This is a genomic window from Thalassospira sp. MCCC 1A01148, from assembly GCF_001613795.1.
Classification (GTDB): Bacteria; Pseudomonadota; Alphaproteobacteria; order Rhodospirillales; family Thalassospiraceae; genus Thalassospira.
In genome coordinates this window covers 278,943-296,180 of the sequence record NZ_LPVZ01000019.1, presented here as the reverse complement: position 1 = coordinate 296,180, position 17,238 = coordinate 278,943, and the positions used below count along the sequence as shown (strand labels likewise).

General features: G+C 54.7%; 18 protein-coding genes. 5 read left to right on the top strand and 13 right to left on the bottom strand.

Going from position 1 to position 17,238, the window contains the following annotated elements; genetic code table 11:
* Positions 1-7: 7 nt before the first annotated feature.
* The 9 genes from AUQ43_RS09200 to ccoN all read right to left on the bottom strand — a co-directional run bounded on the left by AUQ43_RS09200 (position 8) and on the right by ccoN (position 9,014).
* A complete protein-coding gene (locus AUQ43_RS09200) occupies positions 8-706 on the bottom strand; it encodes a cyclic nucleotide-binding domain-containing protein (protein ID WP_062955947.1) in 699 nt (232 codons plus the stop codon).
* A gap of 79 nt (positions 707-785) precedes the next feature.
* Positions 786-974: a cbb3-type cytochrome oxidase assembly protein CcoS gene (ccoS, locus tag AUQ43_RS09195; RefSeq protein WP_062955946.1), complete on the bottom strand. Its 189-nt coding sequence runs from the start codon at positions 972-974 to the stop codon at positions 786-788.
* Positions 975-978: 4 nt separating this feature from the next.
* Entirely contained in the window at positions 979-3,402 is a 2,424-nt protein-coding gene (locus tag AUQ43_RS09190; protein WP_084272044.1) for a heavy metal translocating P-type ATPase metal-binding domain-containing protein, read from the bottom strand.
* Positions 3,399-3,920, bottom strand: coding sequence for a FixH family protein (locus tag AUQ43_RS09185; RefSeq protein WP_062955945.1), 522 nt, complete (start codon positions 3,918-3,920; stop codon positions 3,399-3,401). Before AUQ43_RS09185 ends, AUQ43_RS09190 begins: the two co-directional genes overlap by 4 nt.
* 32 nt (positions 3,921-3,952) lie before the next feature.
* Positions 3,953-5,446: a cytochrome c oxidase accessory protein CcoG gene (ccoG, locus tag AUQ43_RS09180; RefSeq protein WP_062955944.1), complete on the bottom strand. Its 1,494-nt coding sequence runs from the start codon at positions 5,444-5,446 to the stop codon at positions 3,953-3,955.
* A 300-nt stretch (positions 5,447-5,746) separates the two neighbouring features.
* A complete protein-coding gene (gene ccoP, locus AUQ43_RS09175; RefSeq protein WP_062955943.1) occupies positions 5,747-6,619 on the bottom strand; it encodes a cytochrome-c oxidase, cbb3-type subunit III in 873 nt (290 codons plus the stop codon).
* Positions 6,620-6,634: 15 nt separating this feature from the next.
* Positions 6,635-6,796, bottom strand: coding sequence for a cbb3-type cytochrome c oxidase subunit 3 (locus AUQ43_RS20090; RefSeq protein ID WP_084272043.1), 162 nt, complete (start codon positions 6,794-6,796; stop codon positions 6,635-6,637).
* Positions 6,797-6,811: 15 nt separating this feature from the next.
* Complete coding sequence (ccoO, locus tag AUQ43_RS09170; protein WP_062955942.1) at positions 6,812-7,543, bottom strand: cytochrome-c oxidase, cbb3-type subunit II; 732 nt, start codon at positions 7,541-7,543, stop codon at positions 6,812-6,814.
* Positions 7,544-7,556: 13 nt separating this feature from the next.
* A complete protein-coding gene (ccoN, locus tag AUQ43_RS09165) occupies positions 7,557-9,014 on the bottom strand; it encodes a cytochrome-c oxidase, cbb3-type subunit I (RefSeq protein WP_062956052.1) in 1,458 nt (485 codons plus the stop codon).
* 417 nt (positions 9,015-9,431) lie between these two features.
* Here ccoN and AUQ43_RS09160 point away from each other — a divergent pair, with 417 nt between their 5' ends.
* Positions 9,432-9,938, top strand: coding sequence for a hypothetical protein (locus tag AUQ43_RS09160; protein ID WP_062955941.1), 507 nt, complete (start codon positions 9,432-9,434; stop codon positions 9,936-9,938).
* On the opposite strand, the gene AUQ43_RS09155 is transcribed toward AUQ43_RS09160, so the two are convergent.
* Entirely contained in the window at positions 9,902-10,486 is a 585-nt protein-coding gene (locus AUQ43_RS09155; protein WP_062955940.1) for a Crp/Fnr family transcriptional regulator, read from the bottom strand. The two genes, AUQ43_RS09160 and AUQ43_RS09155, sit on opposite strands and share 37 nt — an antisense overlap.
* A 90-nt stretch (positions 10,487-10,576) precedes the next feature.
* Between AUQ43_RS09155 and AUQ43_RS09150 the strand changes: the two genes are divergently transcribed.
* The 4 genes from AUQ43_RS09150 to pgk all read left to right on the top strand — a co-directional run bounded on the left by AUQ43_RS09150 (position 10,577) and on the right by pgk (position 14,316).
* Positions 10,577-11,347, top strand: coding sequence for an SDR family oxidoreductase (locus tag AUQ43_RS09150; protein ID WP_084272042.1), 771 nt, complete (start codon positions 10,577-10,579; stop codon positions 11,345-11,347).
* Between the two features lie 6 nt (positions 11,348-11,353).
* Positions 11,354-12,025: a TVP38/TMEM64 family protein gene (locus AUQ43_RS09145; protein ID WP_062955938.1), complete on the top strand. Its 672-nt coding sequence runs from the start codon at positions 11,354-11,356 to the stop codon at positions 12,023-12,025.
* Positions 12,026-12,088: 63 nt separating this feature from the next.
* Positions 12,089-12,934 carry a diaminopimelate epimerase gene (gene dapF, locus AUQ43_RS09140; protein ID WP_062955937.1) on the top strand — a complete coding sequence of 282 codons (846 nt, stop codon included), beginning with the start codon at positions 12,089-12,091 and terminating at the stop codon, positions 12,932-12,934.
* Positions 12,935-13,119: 185 nt separating this feature from the next.
* The gene (pgk, locus tag AUQ43_RS09135) at positions 13,120-14,316 is read left to right on the top strand and encodes a phosphoglycerate kinase (protein ID WP_062955936.1); all 1,197 of its coding nucleotides are present in this window, start codon (positions 13,120-13,122) and stop codon (positions 14,314-14,316) included.
* A gap of 75 nt (positions 14,317-14,391) precedes the next feature.
* Here the strand turns inward: pgk and AUQ43_RS09130 are convergent, their stop codons facing one another.
* The 3 genes from AUQ43_RS09130 to AUQ43_RS09120 form a co-directional block, all read right to left on the bottom strand.
* Entirely contained in the window at positions 14,392-15,378 is a 987-nt protein-coding gene (locus tag AUQ43_RS09130; protein WP_062955935.1) for a squalene/phytoene synthase family protein, read from the bottom strand.
* A gap of 116 nt (positions 15,379-15,494) precedes the next feature.
* Positions 15,495-16,073 (bottom strand): hypothetical protein, encoded by a 579-nt coding sequence (locus AUQ43_RS09125; RefSeq protein WP_147250454.1) that lies wholly within the window; start codon positions 16,071-16,073, stop codon positions 15,495-15,497.
* A gap of 317 nt (positions 16,074-16,390) precedes the next feature.
* On the bottom strand, positions 16,391-17,236 hold the full coding sequence (locus AUQ43_RS09120) for an alpha/beta fold hydrolase (protein WP_062955933.1): 846 nt from the start codon (positions 17,234-17,236) through the stop codon (positions 16,391-16,393).
* Positions 17,237-17,238: the final 2 nt, after the last annotated feature.

Genomic DNA, 17,238 nt, shown 5'->3' with positions numbered 1-17,238 from the left:
GAAGGAATCACAGACCTTCGGCAAGATCTTCAAGCATGTCGAGACCAACCGCCTCAATATGGCGGTTATCCTTAAGCGAAATGGTCGATTCCTTGCGAAGCTGGGTCAGGGTACGTGACACGGTTTCAATGGTCAGGCCCAGATAATCGGCGATGTCAGAACGGCTCATGGGCACATTGATCGTCTCGGTGCTTTCGCCACGATGTTCCTGACGGCGGGCAAGCATCAGAAGGAAGGATGCGACCTTTTCCTTGGCGGTCTTGCGGCCAAGCAGAAGCATCTGATCCTGTGCTGCGGCCAGTTCATCGACCGCCATGCCCAGCATGCGTTTTTCAAGATGCGGAAACTTGTCAAACAGCTTTTCAAGCTTTTGGCGCGGGAAACGGCAGGCTGTTACCGGCTCAATCGCCTCGGCGGTGTAACTGTAATTGGCATTAAGTGCCAGGCCCAGAAAATCACCTGCAAACAGGAAACCGGTAATCTGACGGCGGCCATCGCCCAGCAGTTTATACAACTTTACCGAGCCGGTTGTGACGTTAAAGACGTAATCAGCATCTTCGGCTTCGTGGAAAATCGTGCTGTGTGGATCATACTGAGCATGAGTCAGCAATTGACGCAGCTGGTCATGTTCATCGCCGTGCAATGCCGAGCAAAACGTTAAGTCCTTGATAGAACAGGCGTCGCAGATTTGAGGGCGGACTGCCATCACAGACTCCGATGCTGGTGACCCGATAGGCGAAATAAAACTGAATCTATCCGATGATATAGGTCAGTTTCAAGCAATTCTAACTATCGTCCTGATGGAATTTCTTCGACTTGTCAGAAGGTTTAACATCGTCGTCATCAAAAAGAATGCGATTTGCTGCTCCTTCCATATCGTCAAACTGGCCAGAACGCAATGACCACAAGAACGCACCAAGGCCCAAAAGCCCCAGAAACAATGCAATCGGGATCAGGAGAAGAAGGTTGCTCATGGCTTTATGATCCTGCCTGCTGCGACAACTTGGTTACCGGTTTCGCGCCAACCAGGTCAGGCTTGCCTGAATTGACGTGTAAACGCAAGGCGTTGGCGATCACGACAAGCGAAGAAGATGACATCGCAATTGCCGCAATGAGTGGCGTGACATACCCGGAGACCGCAAGCGGGATCGTGATCACGTTATAGGCAAAGGAAAGGGCGAAATTCTGACGCACCAACTGGTCAGCCTTGCGGGCCACGTCAATCGCCTCGATCACGGCACCCAGCCGGTCGCCCTGAAAAACGATGTCGGCAGCATTTTGCGAAATTTCGGCGGCTGTGGCCGGGGACATCGATGCATGGGCCGCGGCAAGGGCCGGGGCATCGTTGATGCCATCACCAACCATCAAGTCGCATTTGCCCTCATCCGACCGCGTCTGAATGTGGGCAGCCTTCTGGGTTGGGGACATCCGGGCCTGCCAGTCCGGAATCCCCAGTGTTTCGGCAAGCTGGCGCACAGTGCTTTCGCGGTCGCCCGACAGCAAGGTCATTTCAAACCCGCGTGTGCGCAGACTGTCGATGACGTCCGGTGCGTCGCTTCGCATGGTGTCACGGAACACAAAGCGGGTCGGCGCAACACCGGGTTCAGACAACCACAGTTCCGGTCCGGCAATATCGGACGGGAAATCTGCGTTCTCGGCCACATCGCAAAAGGCACGACTGCCAAGTCGGATCGGCCCGGATGGGCCGGGGGTCACAAGGCCAAGACCAGCCTGTTCGCTGACATTGGGAAGGGCTGTAACATTGCCAGCAGCGCGTACCAATGCCCGCGATAGCGGGTGATTGCTGTTTGCGGCCATCCCGGCGGCAAACAGTAGCTTGTCCTGATCTGGTTCGCCAACCAGTTCCGGTTTTCCGGTGGTCAATGTGCCGGTCTTGTCAAAAATAATTCCGGTAACTTTTGTAAGCCGTTCAAGGGCTGTTGCCGATTTGACCAGAATACCTGCACCCAACAAGCGCCCGGTGGCGATCACCTGCACGACAGGAACAGCCAGTGCAAGCGCACATGGACAGGTAATGATCAGAACGGCAATGGCATTCATCAGCGCATCCTGCCAGCCAATGCCGCCAATCAACCACCAGCCGATAAAGGTTGCGAGCGACAGGGTATGAACCACCGGTGCATAAGCCTTTGCCACACGATCGGCAATCGCAACATAGCGCGCGCGCCCCTGTTCGGCATTTTCCATCAGACGGACAATTTCCGACAGCAACGTATTGCCACCTGTGGCGGTGACTTCAATGCGCAGCGGTGCAGAAATGTTGGTTGTTCCGGCAAAAACGGTCGCGCCCGGACGGTTCAGAACGGGAATGCTTTCGCCGGTGATAATGCTGGTATCGACATCGGACTGGCCATCGACGACCTTGCCATCAATACCAATGCGTTCGCCTGCTGCGACCAGAACAATCATGCCCGGCACGGCCTTTTGTGGTGCGATAAGCCGTCGCGTGCCGTCAGGTTCGACAACGGTAATCGAACGGGCATTCAGCGATAACAGATGTTCCGCGGCTGATCGCGCCTGGCCCCGTGCCCGGCCGTCCAGATATCGTCCGATCAGCAAGAAGAACAGAAGCGTAATCGCACTGTCGAAATAGGCATGCGGTTCACCACGAATGGTTTGGGCAAGGCTCATGCCAAGCGCCAGGATGACACCGAGGCTGATCGGCACATCCATATTGACCCGTCGGTTGCGAATAGCTCCAACGGCGGAACGATAAAACGGCAAACCGGCATAGGCGGCCGCAGGCAGCGCGATCAGGGCGGAAATCCAGTGAAACAGATCACGGGTTGCCCCGCCCATGCCCTGAAAATACCCGGCCCAGACCGAGACGGAGAGCAACATCACATTCCCCGCAGCAAACCCGGCAACCGCAAGGCAACGCAGCAATTCCTTGTTGCGTGACGCTGTTGCCTGTTCAAGTGCGGCCGGATCAAACGGGATCAATCGATATCCCATCTGCATCACCGGGCGGATGATGTCGTCAATGTCGCCAAGTTCGCCCTGCCAGCTCAGGCGCAGGCGCCGGGTGGTCATATTGACGCGCGCCTGAAGAACAGTCGGATTGCGTTGCAGGAGGGTTTCGATCAGCCAGACGCAAGCCGCACAATGAATGCCATCAACCATCAGATTGAGGTGGTGGTTTCCATCGCCGTCCGTGCTTGCGAGTTCGGTGAAATCGACGTTTGCCACTTCATCCTCGTCGGGGCGGAGCGCACGGACCTTCGGATCAATTGCACGTCGATTGTAATAGGATTTCAGTCCCAGTTCACCGAGCAAGGCATAGGCACCCGCACATCCGCTACAGCAAAAGTCGGGTGCAGCCGGTGAAAGGGCTGTCACCGGCTCGCCGCAATGGCGACAGGACTGAAGAGGGGCGTTCATGGATTTACGACGACATACTCGACGGTTTGATAATCATCCCCCATCGCGTTCGCGATGGTGCGCAGCTGCCAGCGTCCGTAAACCGGGAAAGCAGCACTTGCACGATATTCACCCGGGGCAATTTCGGCCAGCGGAATTGTGGCATCAAGGTCATCTCGGTCCGCACGCGACATCATGACAGACATTTTAGCGCCGGTAATCGGGTTGGATTCCTTGTCGCGGAACAGGACGGTGATTGTACCATTCTGATCAATGACACCATCGACGCTAAGCTTGCTGCGCCAGCCAAGTTCTTGCTGACGGGCTGCACCGGAAATGGCCGCGTTATAGTTGTTGCCCTCTTCAAATGCATGCTTGGTCACAAGGCCATTCCAACTGGTCATCGAAAAGGTGACAAGCGAGATGTTGGCGATCAGCATGATGGCGAAACCGCCGACAAAGTACCACGGTATCCAGCGATCAGATTTGCGCGGGCCGTTCGGGTCTGAAGAAGGGGACGTCGTCATATGCATAGCCATTTCTTGTCTCCAGTACTGAGTCGCAGCGGCGATCAGTTTTCGGTCTCGGGACCGGCGAATACTGTATCATATGTTTCGGTGTTTCCGGTTTCCTTATCGGTCACCGTAAATTCGAATGGCGTGGATTTCTCGCCAAGATCGTCAGGATCAGCGGCAACAAAGACGCGGAAACTGCCGACACGATCTGGTGCAACTTCAAGGTCAAAGGTGCCGTTCTGGTTGGGTGTCAGGCCAATCACCTGAAGGTCGGTGGTATCGAGCCCCTGAACGGACAGGACATAGGTTTTTTCAGCCTGTTCCTTGTTGAGTACCTTCAGCGTATAGCCGTTGCGTACATCGCCATTGGACAGCGCAACAAACAGCGGGTTGCGATCACGCAGGACATTGAGTTCAAGGACCGAGCGGTTGGCAAGGCCAAACATCATCACCGACGCGACAAGGACAAGAATAACCGAATAGAAAATGGTGCGCGGACGGATGATGCGAACACGGGTCGCCTTGCCCTGGGCCCGCAATTGGGAGTTCTGAACCGAGTCAAACCGGACGAGATCCCGCGGGAAGCTGACCTTGTCCATCATTTCGTTGCAGGCATCAATGCACAATCCACAGCCAATGCATTCCATCTGCAAGCCGTCGCGGATATCAATCCCGGTCGGGCAGACATTGACACAGGCACGGCAATCAATGCAGTGGCCGGTTTCGGGGACTTCACCACGTTGCAGGTTTTTGCGCTTGATCGGTCCACGCGGTTCACCGCGCCAGCCTTCATAGGTTACAATCATGCTTTCATCGTCAAGCATGGCTGACTGGAAGCGCGGCCACGGGCACATATAGGTGCAGACCTGTTCGCGGGCCCAACCCGCAAGAAGGTAGGTGGAACCGGTAAGGAAGGCGATGGTGACATAGGTGCCAAAAGAGGCATTGGCAGTGAAAATATCGACCATCACGGTCGGCGCATCGTGGAAGTACAGGACAAAGGCACCACCGGTCGCCATGGAAATGACAATCCATGCCACATGCGTTGCACCGATTTTCCAGGCTTTTTCGAGTGTCCATTTAGACTGGTCGAGACGCATGCGCGCGTTGCGGTCGCCCTGAATGTAACGTTCAACCAGCATGAACAGATCAGTCCAGACTGTTTGCGGGCAGCCATAGCCGCACCAGATGCGACCAAACAGCGATGTTGCCAGAAACAGCCCGATCGCCGCCATGATCAGGATGCCAGTGATGTAGTAAACTTCCTGAGGCCAAATCTCGATGAAGAAGAAATAGGCGCGCCCAAGATCCATGTCGATCAAAACAGCCTGATCCGGCGCAGTTGGTCCGCGATCCCAGCGCAACCACGGGACAGCCCAGTAAATGCCCAGAAGCGCGATCAGCGCAAACCATTTCAGATTTCTGAACCGGCCCGAAACCCGTTTCGGGTAGACCTTGTCGCGTGCCTTGTAAAGCGGCTGATCACGGTCATCTTCTTCCATGACAGTGGCGGGGTCGACATCGGGATGCTGCAAATTGGACATGGCCATGTTCGCTACCTGGTTGTTGCTCTGAATCTTGCGATTGCTCTCTGTGCGGGATGGACCCGCCAATCGTTTTCAAGATTAGGCTGTCAGGAGACGTTGGTTTCTGGCAGCTTTGCAGGGCAAACTCTAATTATTCAAATCTCAGGCTGAAAATACGAGAGCCCCGGCACAGACACCATGACACATGTCAATTTATCGGCAGTTCCTGTGCGAAATTTGGGAAAAGGCTTTCGCGTGTGCAAAGTAGTCACGAAAAAGGCCCACGACTTGTGATCGCGGGCCTTTATTCAAAGCTGTTCCGGCTTACTGACCGCCACCGAGCGAATGGACATAAACCGTCAGCATTTTGATGGTTTCTTCGTCCAGACGACCACCCCAGGCCGGCATGACACCGCTTCGGGAATTCATGACCGTTTCGGTGAGGGTTTCTTTCGATCCGCCATAGAGCCAGATGGCATCGGTCAGGTTCGGTGCACCGAGATCCTGAATACCTTTGGCATCTTCACCGTGGCACGAAGCGCAGTTTTCCTCAAAAACGACCGCTCCGCGATCCGCAGCAGCGGCATCGGTTTCACGACCGGTGAAGGAGAGAACATACTCAACCACATCTTCGATCTGGTCACGTTCAAGCAGTTCGTCACGACCAAATGCCGGCATGTCGTTGAAGCGGGTATCTTCGTTGGCATCCCAACGAATACCGACATGCAGCGTTTCATTGATCGCATCAAGCGTCCCGCCCCACAGCCATGCATCGTCCTGCAATGACGGGAAACCCGGGTTGCCCGAACCACCGGTGCCATGACATGGCGCGCAGTTATCAGCGAAGACTGCCTTGCCACCAGCCATCGAGAAGTTCAGAAGTTCGCTGTCATTGGCGATTTCCGATACATCGAGGGCAGCCAGACGTTCCATGTAAGGTGCACGTTCAGCTGCAACGTTGGCCATGGTTTCGTGAAGTTCAGTACGGTTGGTCGTACCAAACGTACCTTTAAGGTAGTCATTGGCGGTTGGCCAGGACGGGTAAACCACCCAATAACCAACTGACCAGATGACGGTGATCCAGAAGACATAGACCCACCAGGACGGCAGCGGAGTGTTGAGTTCCTTGATGCCATCCCATTCATGACCGGTGGTCTCGCGCCCGGATACTTGGTCTTTCTCGACTTGTGTCGACATTGCTCTGTTCTCCCCTCAATCCTGATCCCGGAAGGGGATCTGCGCGTGCGATTCCATGTCCTTGTTGCGCTTTTTGCTTGGCCACATGACCCAGGCAATAATCGCGCTGAACAGCAGCATCAGCCACAGACCCCACAGAGGGCGGAAAAAGTCAGCGAGTTGCGTAAAGAATTCCATGACGATCCCCTTGCACTAGCGCAGGTTCATCTGCGGGTTGTAGGTGGTGAAGTCGACCATCCGGCCAAGGACCTGCAGGTACGCAACAAGCGCATCCATTTCGGTCAGTTCTGCCGGGTTGCCGTCAAAGTCACCTGTTGCCGCATTCGGATACCGTGCGAGGAAATCATCGTCATAGGCCGCATCCTCGCTGGCCTGCAGGTAAAGGTCTGCCTTGGCCGCCTCGATCATCTCGTCTGTGTAGGGGACACCCACCATCTTGAGGGTCTCGAGATGTGCCCGAGCGTCATCGAAATCCAGTTTGCGTTCCGCCAGGAACGGATAACCCGGCATGATCGATTCCGGCACAACGGCGCGCGGGTCAATCATGTGGGCCACATGCCAAGCATTGGAATATTTTCCGCCAACACGTGCCAGATCAGGACCGGTTCGTTTTGACCCCCACTGGAACGGATGGTCATACATCGATTCTGCTGCAAGACTGTAATGGCCATACCGTTCGACCTCGTCACGGAACGGACGGATCTGCTGGGAATGGCAGTTATAGCAACCCTCGCGGATATAAATGTTACGACCAGCCTGCTCGAGCGGCGAATAGGGACGGACCCCTTCGACCTTCTCGATGGTTTGTTCCATCGTGAACAACGGCACGATTTCAACAATACCGCCAATGATGATGGTCAGGAAAATACCAAGGATCAGAACGAAGACGTTCTTTTCAACAATATGGTGTTTTTTAAGAAGCATATCTCGTTCCCCCTTATTCGGCTGCAACGGTTGCAGGCGTGCCGATTGGTGCTTCGTTACGGAGGTCACCCTTGATGGTCTTGTAGATGTTCCAGACCATCAGCAGCGAACCCAGCAAGAACAGCAGGCCACCGGTTGCACGAATGATGTAGTAGGGATGCATCGCCTCTACCGTTTCGATAAAGGAATACTGCAGGAAGCCAAGCTCGTCATAGGCGCGCCACATCAGGCCCTGCATGATCCCCGAAACCCACATCGAGGTGATGTAAAGAACGATCCCGATGGTGCCGAGCCAGAAGTGATGAGCAACAAGGCGCATCGAATACAGGCGTTCACGGTTCCAAAGTACCGGGATCAGGAAGTAGATCGCACCGAACGATACGAAGGCAACCCAACCAAGCGCACCGGAATGCACGTGACCAATGGTCCAGTCGGTATAGTGCGACAGGCCGTTGACCGCCTTGATTGACATGACCGGACCTTCGAAGGTCGACATGCCATAGAAACCGACAGCCGCGACCATGAAGCGCAGAACCGGGTCAGTGCGCAATTTGTCCCAGGCACCCGAAAGCGTCATCAGACCGTTGATCATCCCGCCCCAGGAGGGCATCCACAACATGACCGAGAAGGTCATGCCAAGGGTCTGCGCCCAATCCGGCAGTGCGGTGTAGTGCAGGTGGTGCGGACCAGCCCAGATATACAGGAAGATCAGCGCCCAGAAGTGAATGATCGACAGGCGATAGGAATAGACCGGACGTTCAGCGCGCTTTGGGATGAAGTAATACATCATGCCAAGGAAGCCTGCCGTCAGGAAGAAGCCAACCGCGTTATGGCCATACCACCACTGGGTCAGCGCATCCTGCACGCCCGAGAACATCGAATAGGATTTCGTGCCCATGAACGAGACCGGAATGGCAAGGTTGTTGCCAAGATGCAGCATCGCAATGGTCACGATGAAGGCCAGGTAGAACCAGTTCGCAACATAGATGTGAGGCTCGGTACGTTTCAGAAGGGTACCGACAAACACCGCCAGATAGCAAACCCAGACGATCGTGATCCAGATATCAACGAACCATTCCGGTTCGGCATATTCACGACCCTGGGTCACGCCGGTAACATAGCCGATTGCTGCCATCACGATGAACAGCTGGTAACCCCAGAACACAAACGCCGGAAGGGCCTTGCCACCATAAAGCGGGGCGCGGCAGGTGCGCTGTACCACATAGAAGGATGTTGCCAGCAGCGCGTTACCGCCAAAGGCAAAAATCACAGCCGATGTGTGCAGCGGACGCAGACGTCCGAAATTCAGAAATTCGGTATCAAAATTGAGAACCGGAAATGCGAGCTGCCATGCAATGACATCGCCCACCAAAAATCCGACTACTCCCCAAAATACGGTCGCAAGTGCGGCCCAGCGCACAACGTCCATATTATAATCGACAGCAACTGAAGGCGATGCTGCCTGTGCCATGCTCCCCTGGCTCATGCTTGACTCCCGTTCAAGGTGGTCGGGTGAACTGCCCAAAACCCTCTCGGGCAGTTTCAATAGTCCTGGTGAAACGCTGATCAGCCGATCTTTGATTCACCCGCACAAAAAGCCCCACCCAAAATGCGCCATGGCCTGTGGTCAGGGCGCGCTATTCCGGGCGAGGTTTCCTAATTCGTCTGACGAGTATGCGGGCAGTTCATCGGAAAGCCATTGACCTACGTCAATATTGGCGTGCAATCCCGTCAGAAATTCAATCAATGGAAATCTCATAGCCCTTGGAATGGGTGCTTCTGTACTGGCTGTGTTTATGCGCGCCAAACCCTTGGAAGGTGTTGATACACATCAAGGTTAGCGCGAATTTTTTCCGGCATGATTTGATAAATTCGAGAGGGCAGGATCATGTCAGAAGCCTATAAGTCACTTCCACTTACAGCACAGACCGCGGATATGACCTATCCGCTGGTTCAGATGTTGAAAGTCGACATGTCTTTTGACCGCTGGCGGGCATTTGTCGACCAATATTGCATGCCCGTTGCTGCCGGTTCGCTTGATGCAAACGCCGACAGAGATGACATTCTTTGGCAGCGTCAGCGCGGCATCATCGTGGTTGCCAACGAGCGTGGCTATATTCACGGGCTTTTTTCATATTATGTCCGTGATGACATGGCTGACGGTGTGGTGCTGCATGTTGATAATGTCATCGCCGTGGAAATTGTCACAGGTGACTATGTGCTGGATGCCATGCGCGATGCCATGGCCCGGCTTTCGGACCTTCATGAATGCCGGAACGTTTACGTGTCACTGGGTGAAGTCGAAGGCCGCTTGCAGTCCTATTTCACCAAATCCGGGTTCGTGCCCAGCAAGGTGCGCTATTGTGCGCCTGCAACGCCCAGACTTTCCGCCTGATTTATCCGTTTTCGTATGCGTGAAAGCGCAATCGGTGTAATGCCGATAAAACTTGCAATCTGCGCCTGGGTCAGGCGCGGAACGATATGGGCGTAATCTTCGAGAAACCCCCGGTAACGGTCCTGTGCGGACAGGCACAGGAATTCGTATTCGCGCTTTTCCTTGCGCAGGCTGACCTGTTCGTTGAAATCAAAAAATACAGCCATCAGGTCCGGGTCTTTTGAGCACACAGATCGCAGTTTGTCATACGGAATGGCGGTGACTTCGCAATCCTCAAGGCAGGTGATTGCGAAATGGCTGGGTTCGCCCATGATCTGGCAGCGGCGCGATCCCATAACCGAGTTTTCCGCAAAGAAGCTTTTGATCCATTCCTTTCCCTCGAAAGTGACATAGGACATCTGGGCCAACCCGCGGCGCAGGAAAATCACATCCTGGCACACCTCACCCTGTTTGATAATTTGACTGCCCTTGGCATGGTTGGTGTTGCAGATATGGGGTGCCAAATACGCATCTGATTGAAGTCGTCCGATCAAATCCGAAAAATTCATGTCCAATAAACCCGGGTTAATGCGAGTCCCGCTCTGTGGTGGCCAACTGTGGTGGTTCCAAACAACAGACTACGCGGATGGCAGACCATTATGAATAGACAATCGGGAACTGTCTTAATTACCGGGGCAACATCGGGAATCGGGCGGGAATTGCTGGGCATTTATCACGCAGAAGAGTTCGATGTGATCGCCCATGGACGATCAGAGGTAAAGCTCCATGACCTGAAAGACCAGTTTCCGGGCATCAGGACCGTTCAGTCTGATCTGGCTGACATGGCGTCTGTTGACGCGATGATGACCGATATAATGCGTGATGTTCCGCACCTTGATCTTGTGATCAACAATGCCGCCATTCAGGAAAAAGGTGTTCTGACGGACGCGGACTTCAGCACATCGCAGGCAGATCGCGAAATCGCGGTTAACCTGCTGGCGCCAATGAGTATATGTCGCGCTGTGATCCACGGATGGATGACGCGGGCTGAAACAACAAGAGCGCGAAGCAACAGCGCAAGCTGTCGGATCGTAAACGTGTCATCGGGTTTGGCATTTTTTCCCAAGACAAGCGGGGCTGTTTATTGCGCCAGCAAAGCCGCGCTTCACAGCTTTTCCCAAAGCCTGCGCTACCAGCTTGTTGCTGCAAATCTTCCTGTTGCGATCAGCGAAGTATTCTTGCCGGTGGTGGATACGCCAATGACCGCGAGTCGCGACCTGCCCAAGATCCCGGCGCGACAGGCAGCACTCGCGATACATGACGGAATTCTTGCCGGGCAGGATGAAATCTATGTCGGTAAGGCCAGACTGATCCCGGTGGTGACCCGTTTGTCTCCGTCGTTGATGAAATCCATTTTACGCAAGGGATAAGCCACCATGAAGGATCTGATTAAAACGGGATTGGTCCTGGCGATCTGTTTTGCTGCGACGTTTGGCATATTGGTCGCCACCGGATTGCTGCAGCGCGACGATGTTGTGCGCTGGCTGGAAGCAGCCCGTGAGATTGATGCCTGGATTGTTGCGCTGATTGTCATGGGTTTGCTGGTGGCGGACTTGTTCATCGCCGTACCAACCATGACTGTCACCTTGCTTGCCGGTTTTTTCCTCGGACCCGTTGCCGGGGCACTTGCCGCCGGGGCCGGTATGATCACTGCGGGCGCAATGGGTTATGTCATGAGCCATCAATTCGGCCGTCCGGTCCTGCGGCGGATAATCAGTGATGAAATCAGATTGGCCGAAATGGAGGAGGTCTTTGCCCGCTATGGGCTGGTTGTTTTGATGATCTGTCGCGCGATGCCGATCCTGCCCGAGGTTTCCTGCTGTCTGGCAGGGGTGACCCGTATGCGGTTTACCAAGTTCGGGTTCGGTTATCTCATCGGGACGGTGCCCTATGTCATTGTTTGCGCATGGTTGGGCGCACAAAGTTCGACCACTGATCCGATGCCGGCGATCTGGGGTGCTGCGGGCGTGACAGTTGTGATGTGGTCCTTCTGGTTCTTTCTGATACGCCATCACCGCCGTTCAACCCGAAGGACTTTAAAGGGATAGGTTTGGCAAAACTGCACATACCCACATGTGGACGTGATTTGGAATCAGGACTATAAGGCGGGTATGAACGGTATTCCTTTTGTCAAAATGCATGGTCTGGGAAATGATTTCGTTGTCTTTGACGGACGACGCGATCCCGCCGTGCTTGATCTTGATAACGCGACCGCAGCCCGCATTGCCGATCGTAAGACCGGGGTTGGCTGTGATCAGCTGATTGTGATCGAACCGGCGCGCGATGATCTTGCCGATGTCTTTATGCGCATCCGCAACAATGATGGCGGCGAGGTCGAGGCATGTGGCAATGCCACGCGCTGTGTTGCCAACGTCGTCATGGGCGAACTGGGCCGCAAGGAAGTCATCATCGAAACTGTTGTTGGTCTGCTTGATGCCAACGGTCTGGCCGATGGCCGTGTCACCGTCGATATGGGGCAGGCCAAGCTGGACTGGCGTGATATCCCGCTGTCCGAGGCGGTCGATACCAATCACATTCCATTGTCGCTTGGTCCGCTTTCCGATGCAGTTGGCGTCAATGTCGGCAACCCGCATGGTGTTTTCTTTGTCGATGATGCCGAGGCGGTTGATATTGAAAAGCTGGGCCCGGTGCTTGAACATCACGAAATGTTCCCGGAACGCGCCAACATCGAGGTTTGCAGCATCATTGATGAAAACAAACTGCGCATGCGGGTTTGGGAACGCGGTGTCGGGGTAACCCGTGCTTGTGGAACCGGCGCCTGTGCGGCCGGTGTTGCCGCAGCACGCCGTGGTCTGACCGGGCGTAAGGTCGAGGTCGTCCTCGATGGCGGTCCGCTGACCATTGAATGGTTGCCCGATGATCATGTCTTGATGACCGGGCCAGTAGCGACCAGTTTCTCAGGATTTTTGCACGCGTCCCTTTTGGGGAACCATTGATCAGGTTTTGAAAACCGGCCAAACATAAACGTCGGCCGGTTTTTCGTAGAGGTATTTTTGCGGGCCTGATCCGGCCTTGCGTCGGTTGCGCTGATCGGGCAAAACAGGGCGCATCAGGATTTGGTTCAATCCATGTCGGGACACCCAATCCCGTCTTTTGTGAAACTCAAAAGCAGGTTCAGATAATGGCTGACTTCAATACGCTTGACGGTGTCAATGTCGCTGGCAAGCGCGTTTTGCTGCGCGCTGATCTTAACGTTCCGATGAAGGATGGTGTTGTTGGCGATACGACTCGTATCGACCGCACCGTACCGGGCCTGATCGAACTGGCGGATGCAGGCGCGAAACTGGTGGTTATCACCCATTTCGGCCGTCCCAAAGGTTCGCGCGTTCCGGAAATGAGCCTGAAACCGGTTGCTGATGCCCTTGCCAAGCAGCTTGGCCGTCCGGTGAAGTTTGCTGATGACTGTATTGGTGACGCGGCGGCAAGCGTGGTTAATAGTCTGAAAGACGGCGAAGTCGCCCTTCTGGAAAACCTGCGTTACCACGCCGAGGAAGAAAAGAACGACCCGGCCTTTGTTGGCGAACTGGCAAAGCTTGGCGATATGTATGTCAATGACGCGTTTTCCTGCGCGCACCGGGCACACGCCTCGACCGAGGGGCTGGCACGAGCTCTTCCGGCCTATGCCGGCCGTTTGATGCAGGCGGAACTCGAAGCCCTTGGCAATGCGCTGGAAGCACCAAAACATCCGGTAATGGCGATTGTTGGCGGGGCCAAAATCTCTACCAAGCTTGATCTTCTGGGGAACCTTGTTGCCAAGGTTGATCAGCTGGTCATTGGCGGCGGCATGGCAAACACTTTCCTTGCGGCCAAGGGGGTAAATGTTGGCAAGTCGCTGTGCGAGCATGACCTGCTTGATACCGCGCGCGAGATTTTCAAAAAGGCCGAGGCTGCCAATTGCGAGATCGTCCTGCCGGTTGATGGTCTGGTTGCCAAGGAATTTGCCGCCAACGCACCGCATGATGTCTCTGACATCAATAACGTCGCGCCTGACGGGATGATCCTTGATGCAGGCCCTGCCACCATCGTGGATCTGAACAAGCGTCTTGAGTCTTGTGAAACGCTGGTCTGGAACGGTCCGCTTGGTGCGTTTGAAATCACCCCGTTTGACACAGCAACAGTTTCCGTTGCCCAACATGCAGCCAAGCTGACCAAGGATGGCAAGCTTCTGTCTGTTGCCGGTGGTGGTGATACTGTTGCCGCCCTGCGTCATGCCGATTCTGATCAGGCATTTTCCTATGTCTCGACCGCGGGTGGGGCGTTCCTTGAATGGCTGGAAGGCAAAACCTTGCCCGGTGTGGCAGCGCTTCGCGCCAGCTAAGCCGGTTGACTTGATCGTAAGACAACAAACCCCGCCAAACTGGCGGGGTTTTCTTTTGCCAAGTCCGCAGCGGATTTAGTCGTTCTTGACGTCTGGCAAGCTGTTTTGCGCGGTACTTTGCATGATTGCATCACGATCCCTGAGAAACGCAGCATAGCCATTTTCGGTCATGGCCGCGGCCAGTTCGATATAGACCGTGAACAGGCGCGACAATGTGTCGGCCTCGTCCGTATCAAGGACGGACAGCAGTTCACTGGATCGGGCCTGACCGGTTTCAAAATGTTCCCACGCGTGTTCAAGCAGGATCTTGCCCAGATAATCAAGGTCGTCATACTTGCCCTGACCGATGGCATTGCGGATCTCACCCAGTGTGATGTCCGCTGCAATCAGCATTTCGGATGGAACGGTAACAAGGCGATCGGGGCCTTTGATGTCTTCGGGCAGGTCGCGAAGGATGTGAATGATATAGCAAAAGATCGCCATATCGCGTGCGTGATAAAGCGGTGGATCGGTCAGTGGCGAGGTGTATCCGATTTCAGGATCATGCCGCGCTGACAGCAGATAGACAAAAATTGATGCTGGTGCCGCGGTCGCGCCTTCGCAATAGGCGATGAAATCGTCCCATTCATCCATAGGTTCTTCGGCGATGTCACGATGCAGCGCATCGGCCAGTTCAATCCATGGATCGGCGGGAAGGTCACTACGCCCAAGGGTTAGTCGGAGTGCGTCATAAACCGCACCGGTCAACGGACCGCCTTCGGGCATCGGATTGTCCACATCGGCCTTGGCTGCCATGACCTGTGCTTGCCACTGATGAACGGTTTCAAGAACCGCTTCGCGTTCGGCATCACGCTGGGCATCAGGAAGTTCCAAGAACCCGTCATCAACGATATCGTCAATCACGCGCATCGAGGCATAGGCAGCCAAAAAGAATCTCTGGCGTTCCGGACCAAGGCGCATGGCCGCACGATAGAGGTTGGCGTTTTTTGCCGCTGCCAGATCGTTACAGGCATCAAATGGTGCGCCAAGCACAGCGTGTTCTGGTGGAAGCGAATGGCTCATGCGCGTCTGTATGTTCCTTTGGGTTTCCTTCCAAAGAGTCATACAGGACTGCCCGCCTTGCGCAAGATCGGAATTGGGAATTGTGCGCAAAGCCCAAGCTGCGTTCACTCAAATCATCAGAACTTGATCTTATAACTCGCCGTAAGACCCAGCATGGCGTCAATTCCGTCAAGAAGGCCGTCTTCGGTGTTTTTGGTGCCCAGATCGCGCGAGACAGAGCCATGCAAGCCAATCCAGATATCTTCAAGCGGCATATAGGATAGTGAACCCGCGAGCCCGGCGTCATTGGCATTCGAGACACTATTCAAGCCAAACCTTGGGCGGGCAAGATGACGGGTGCCGAATTGGTCGGTTTCGTACACCCCGACAGTTCCAGGCGCAGCCGCGTTAAGATCAACAAACGGCCCCATTGAAAAGCCGAGGTCGGGTGACGGTGAATAACCAAAACCAATCCGCGCATTAATGCCGTGATCAGAACGCGGTGCGCCCCCGAACTCAAGCCAATATTGTGATGGGTTCCCCGATGCATTGGCATCCGGGGCAAGCGTGAAGCCATAGCGCGCAGATGGTGTGAAATCGGGATTAAACCCGGATGGGCTTGATGGGGAAATACCATCTGGACCAAAGGCACTACCGCCTGGAATTAACTGAAAACCATTGGCGGAAGATGCTTTGTTTTCAAGTGACTGGGCCATGACAACAGGGCTCTGAGCCGTGCTTGCAATCAGCAAGGTCGCCAGAATCGTCAGAGTCCGCTGTTTTTTTATCCAATCCAACCAATGCAGCTTTGTCATGTCGCCTGTTCCAACAGGTGATTGAACAACCACAAAAATCGAGGCAACAGCCAAGCCGCGTCTCGTCCCGGACGCTTGAATGGTGTGATTTTGTCGGTCCCAACCAACATCCGTCGAACCCGTGCCGCGTTCTTGGCGCGCAGCAAAGCAGTACCGGATTCAAGACGGACGGGATTTCAAGGCGTGATGATATCCTGTAGCGGGCCAAGCTTGGCCGGTCAGGATGTGCTCTTGCTCAGAAAGTCCCGAATTGCGTCGATTTGCGCTTTATCATTCAGATGGGGAGCGTGTCCGCAGTTCGCCACTGCAAAAACCGGCATTTCCGGTTTTTTCTGTTTCATCTTTTCGACAATGGGTTTTGGAATCAGGTCGGATTTCTCGCCGCTGATCAACATGACGGGGCAGGGCAGGGCTTCGAATTCGGCCCAGGCGTCAAATGAATCAATATGTTCGGCAAAGACCCGCATTACTTCGGGATCGTAATGCATCATGAAATTGCCGTTTGGCAACCGGCGAACGGAACGTGACGCCAAAAATGCCCATGTCGCATCATCTGCCACCCCGAAGGAGGCATAAACCAGCCGCACCAGTTGTTCGACCTCGTCGATGGTTTCAAATTCCGGAGATGCCCCGACATACGATTTGATCCGTGCAACCGCATCGGGATCAAGTTCCGGGCCGATATCATTAAGTACCAATCGTTCGATACGCCCTGCGACCTCGGTCGTGGCGTAAAGTCCGATCAAGCCACCCATGGATGTGCCAATCCAGTCGCAGGTATCGATTTTGAAATGGTCCAGCAGTTCAAACATCTGCGCAACATAGAAGGGCACGGTATATTCCGCATCCGGATCACGGGCCCAGCCAGAGAAACCGCGCCCGATCATTGATGGGCACAGCACGTAATATTTATCGGTGAAATGCGGCGCGACATGGTCAAAGTCATCGGCCAGACGGGCGAGACCATGCATCATCAAAAGCGGCCGATTGGCCGGATCGCCCCATGCCCTGACATGGACCTCGTAACCGCAGCATTTGACGAAATGTTCGCGAAAATCGGCCATCG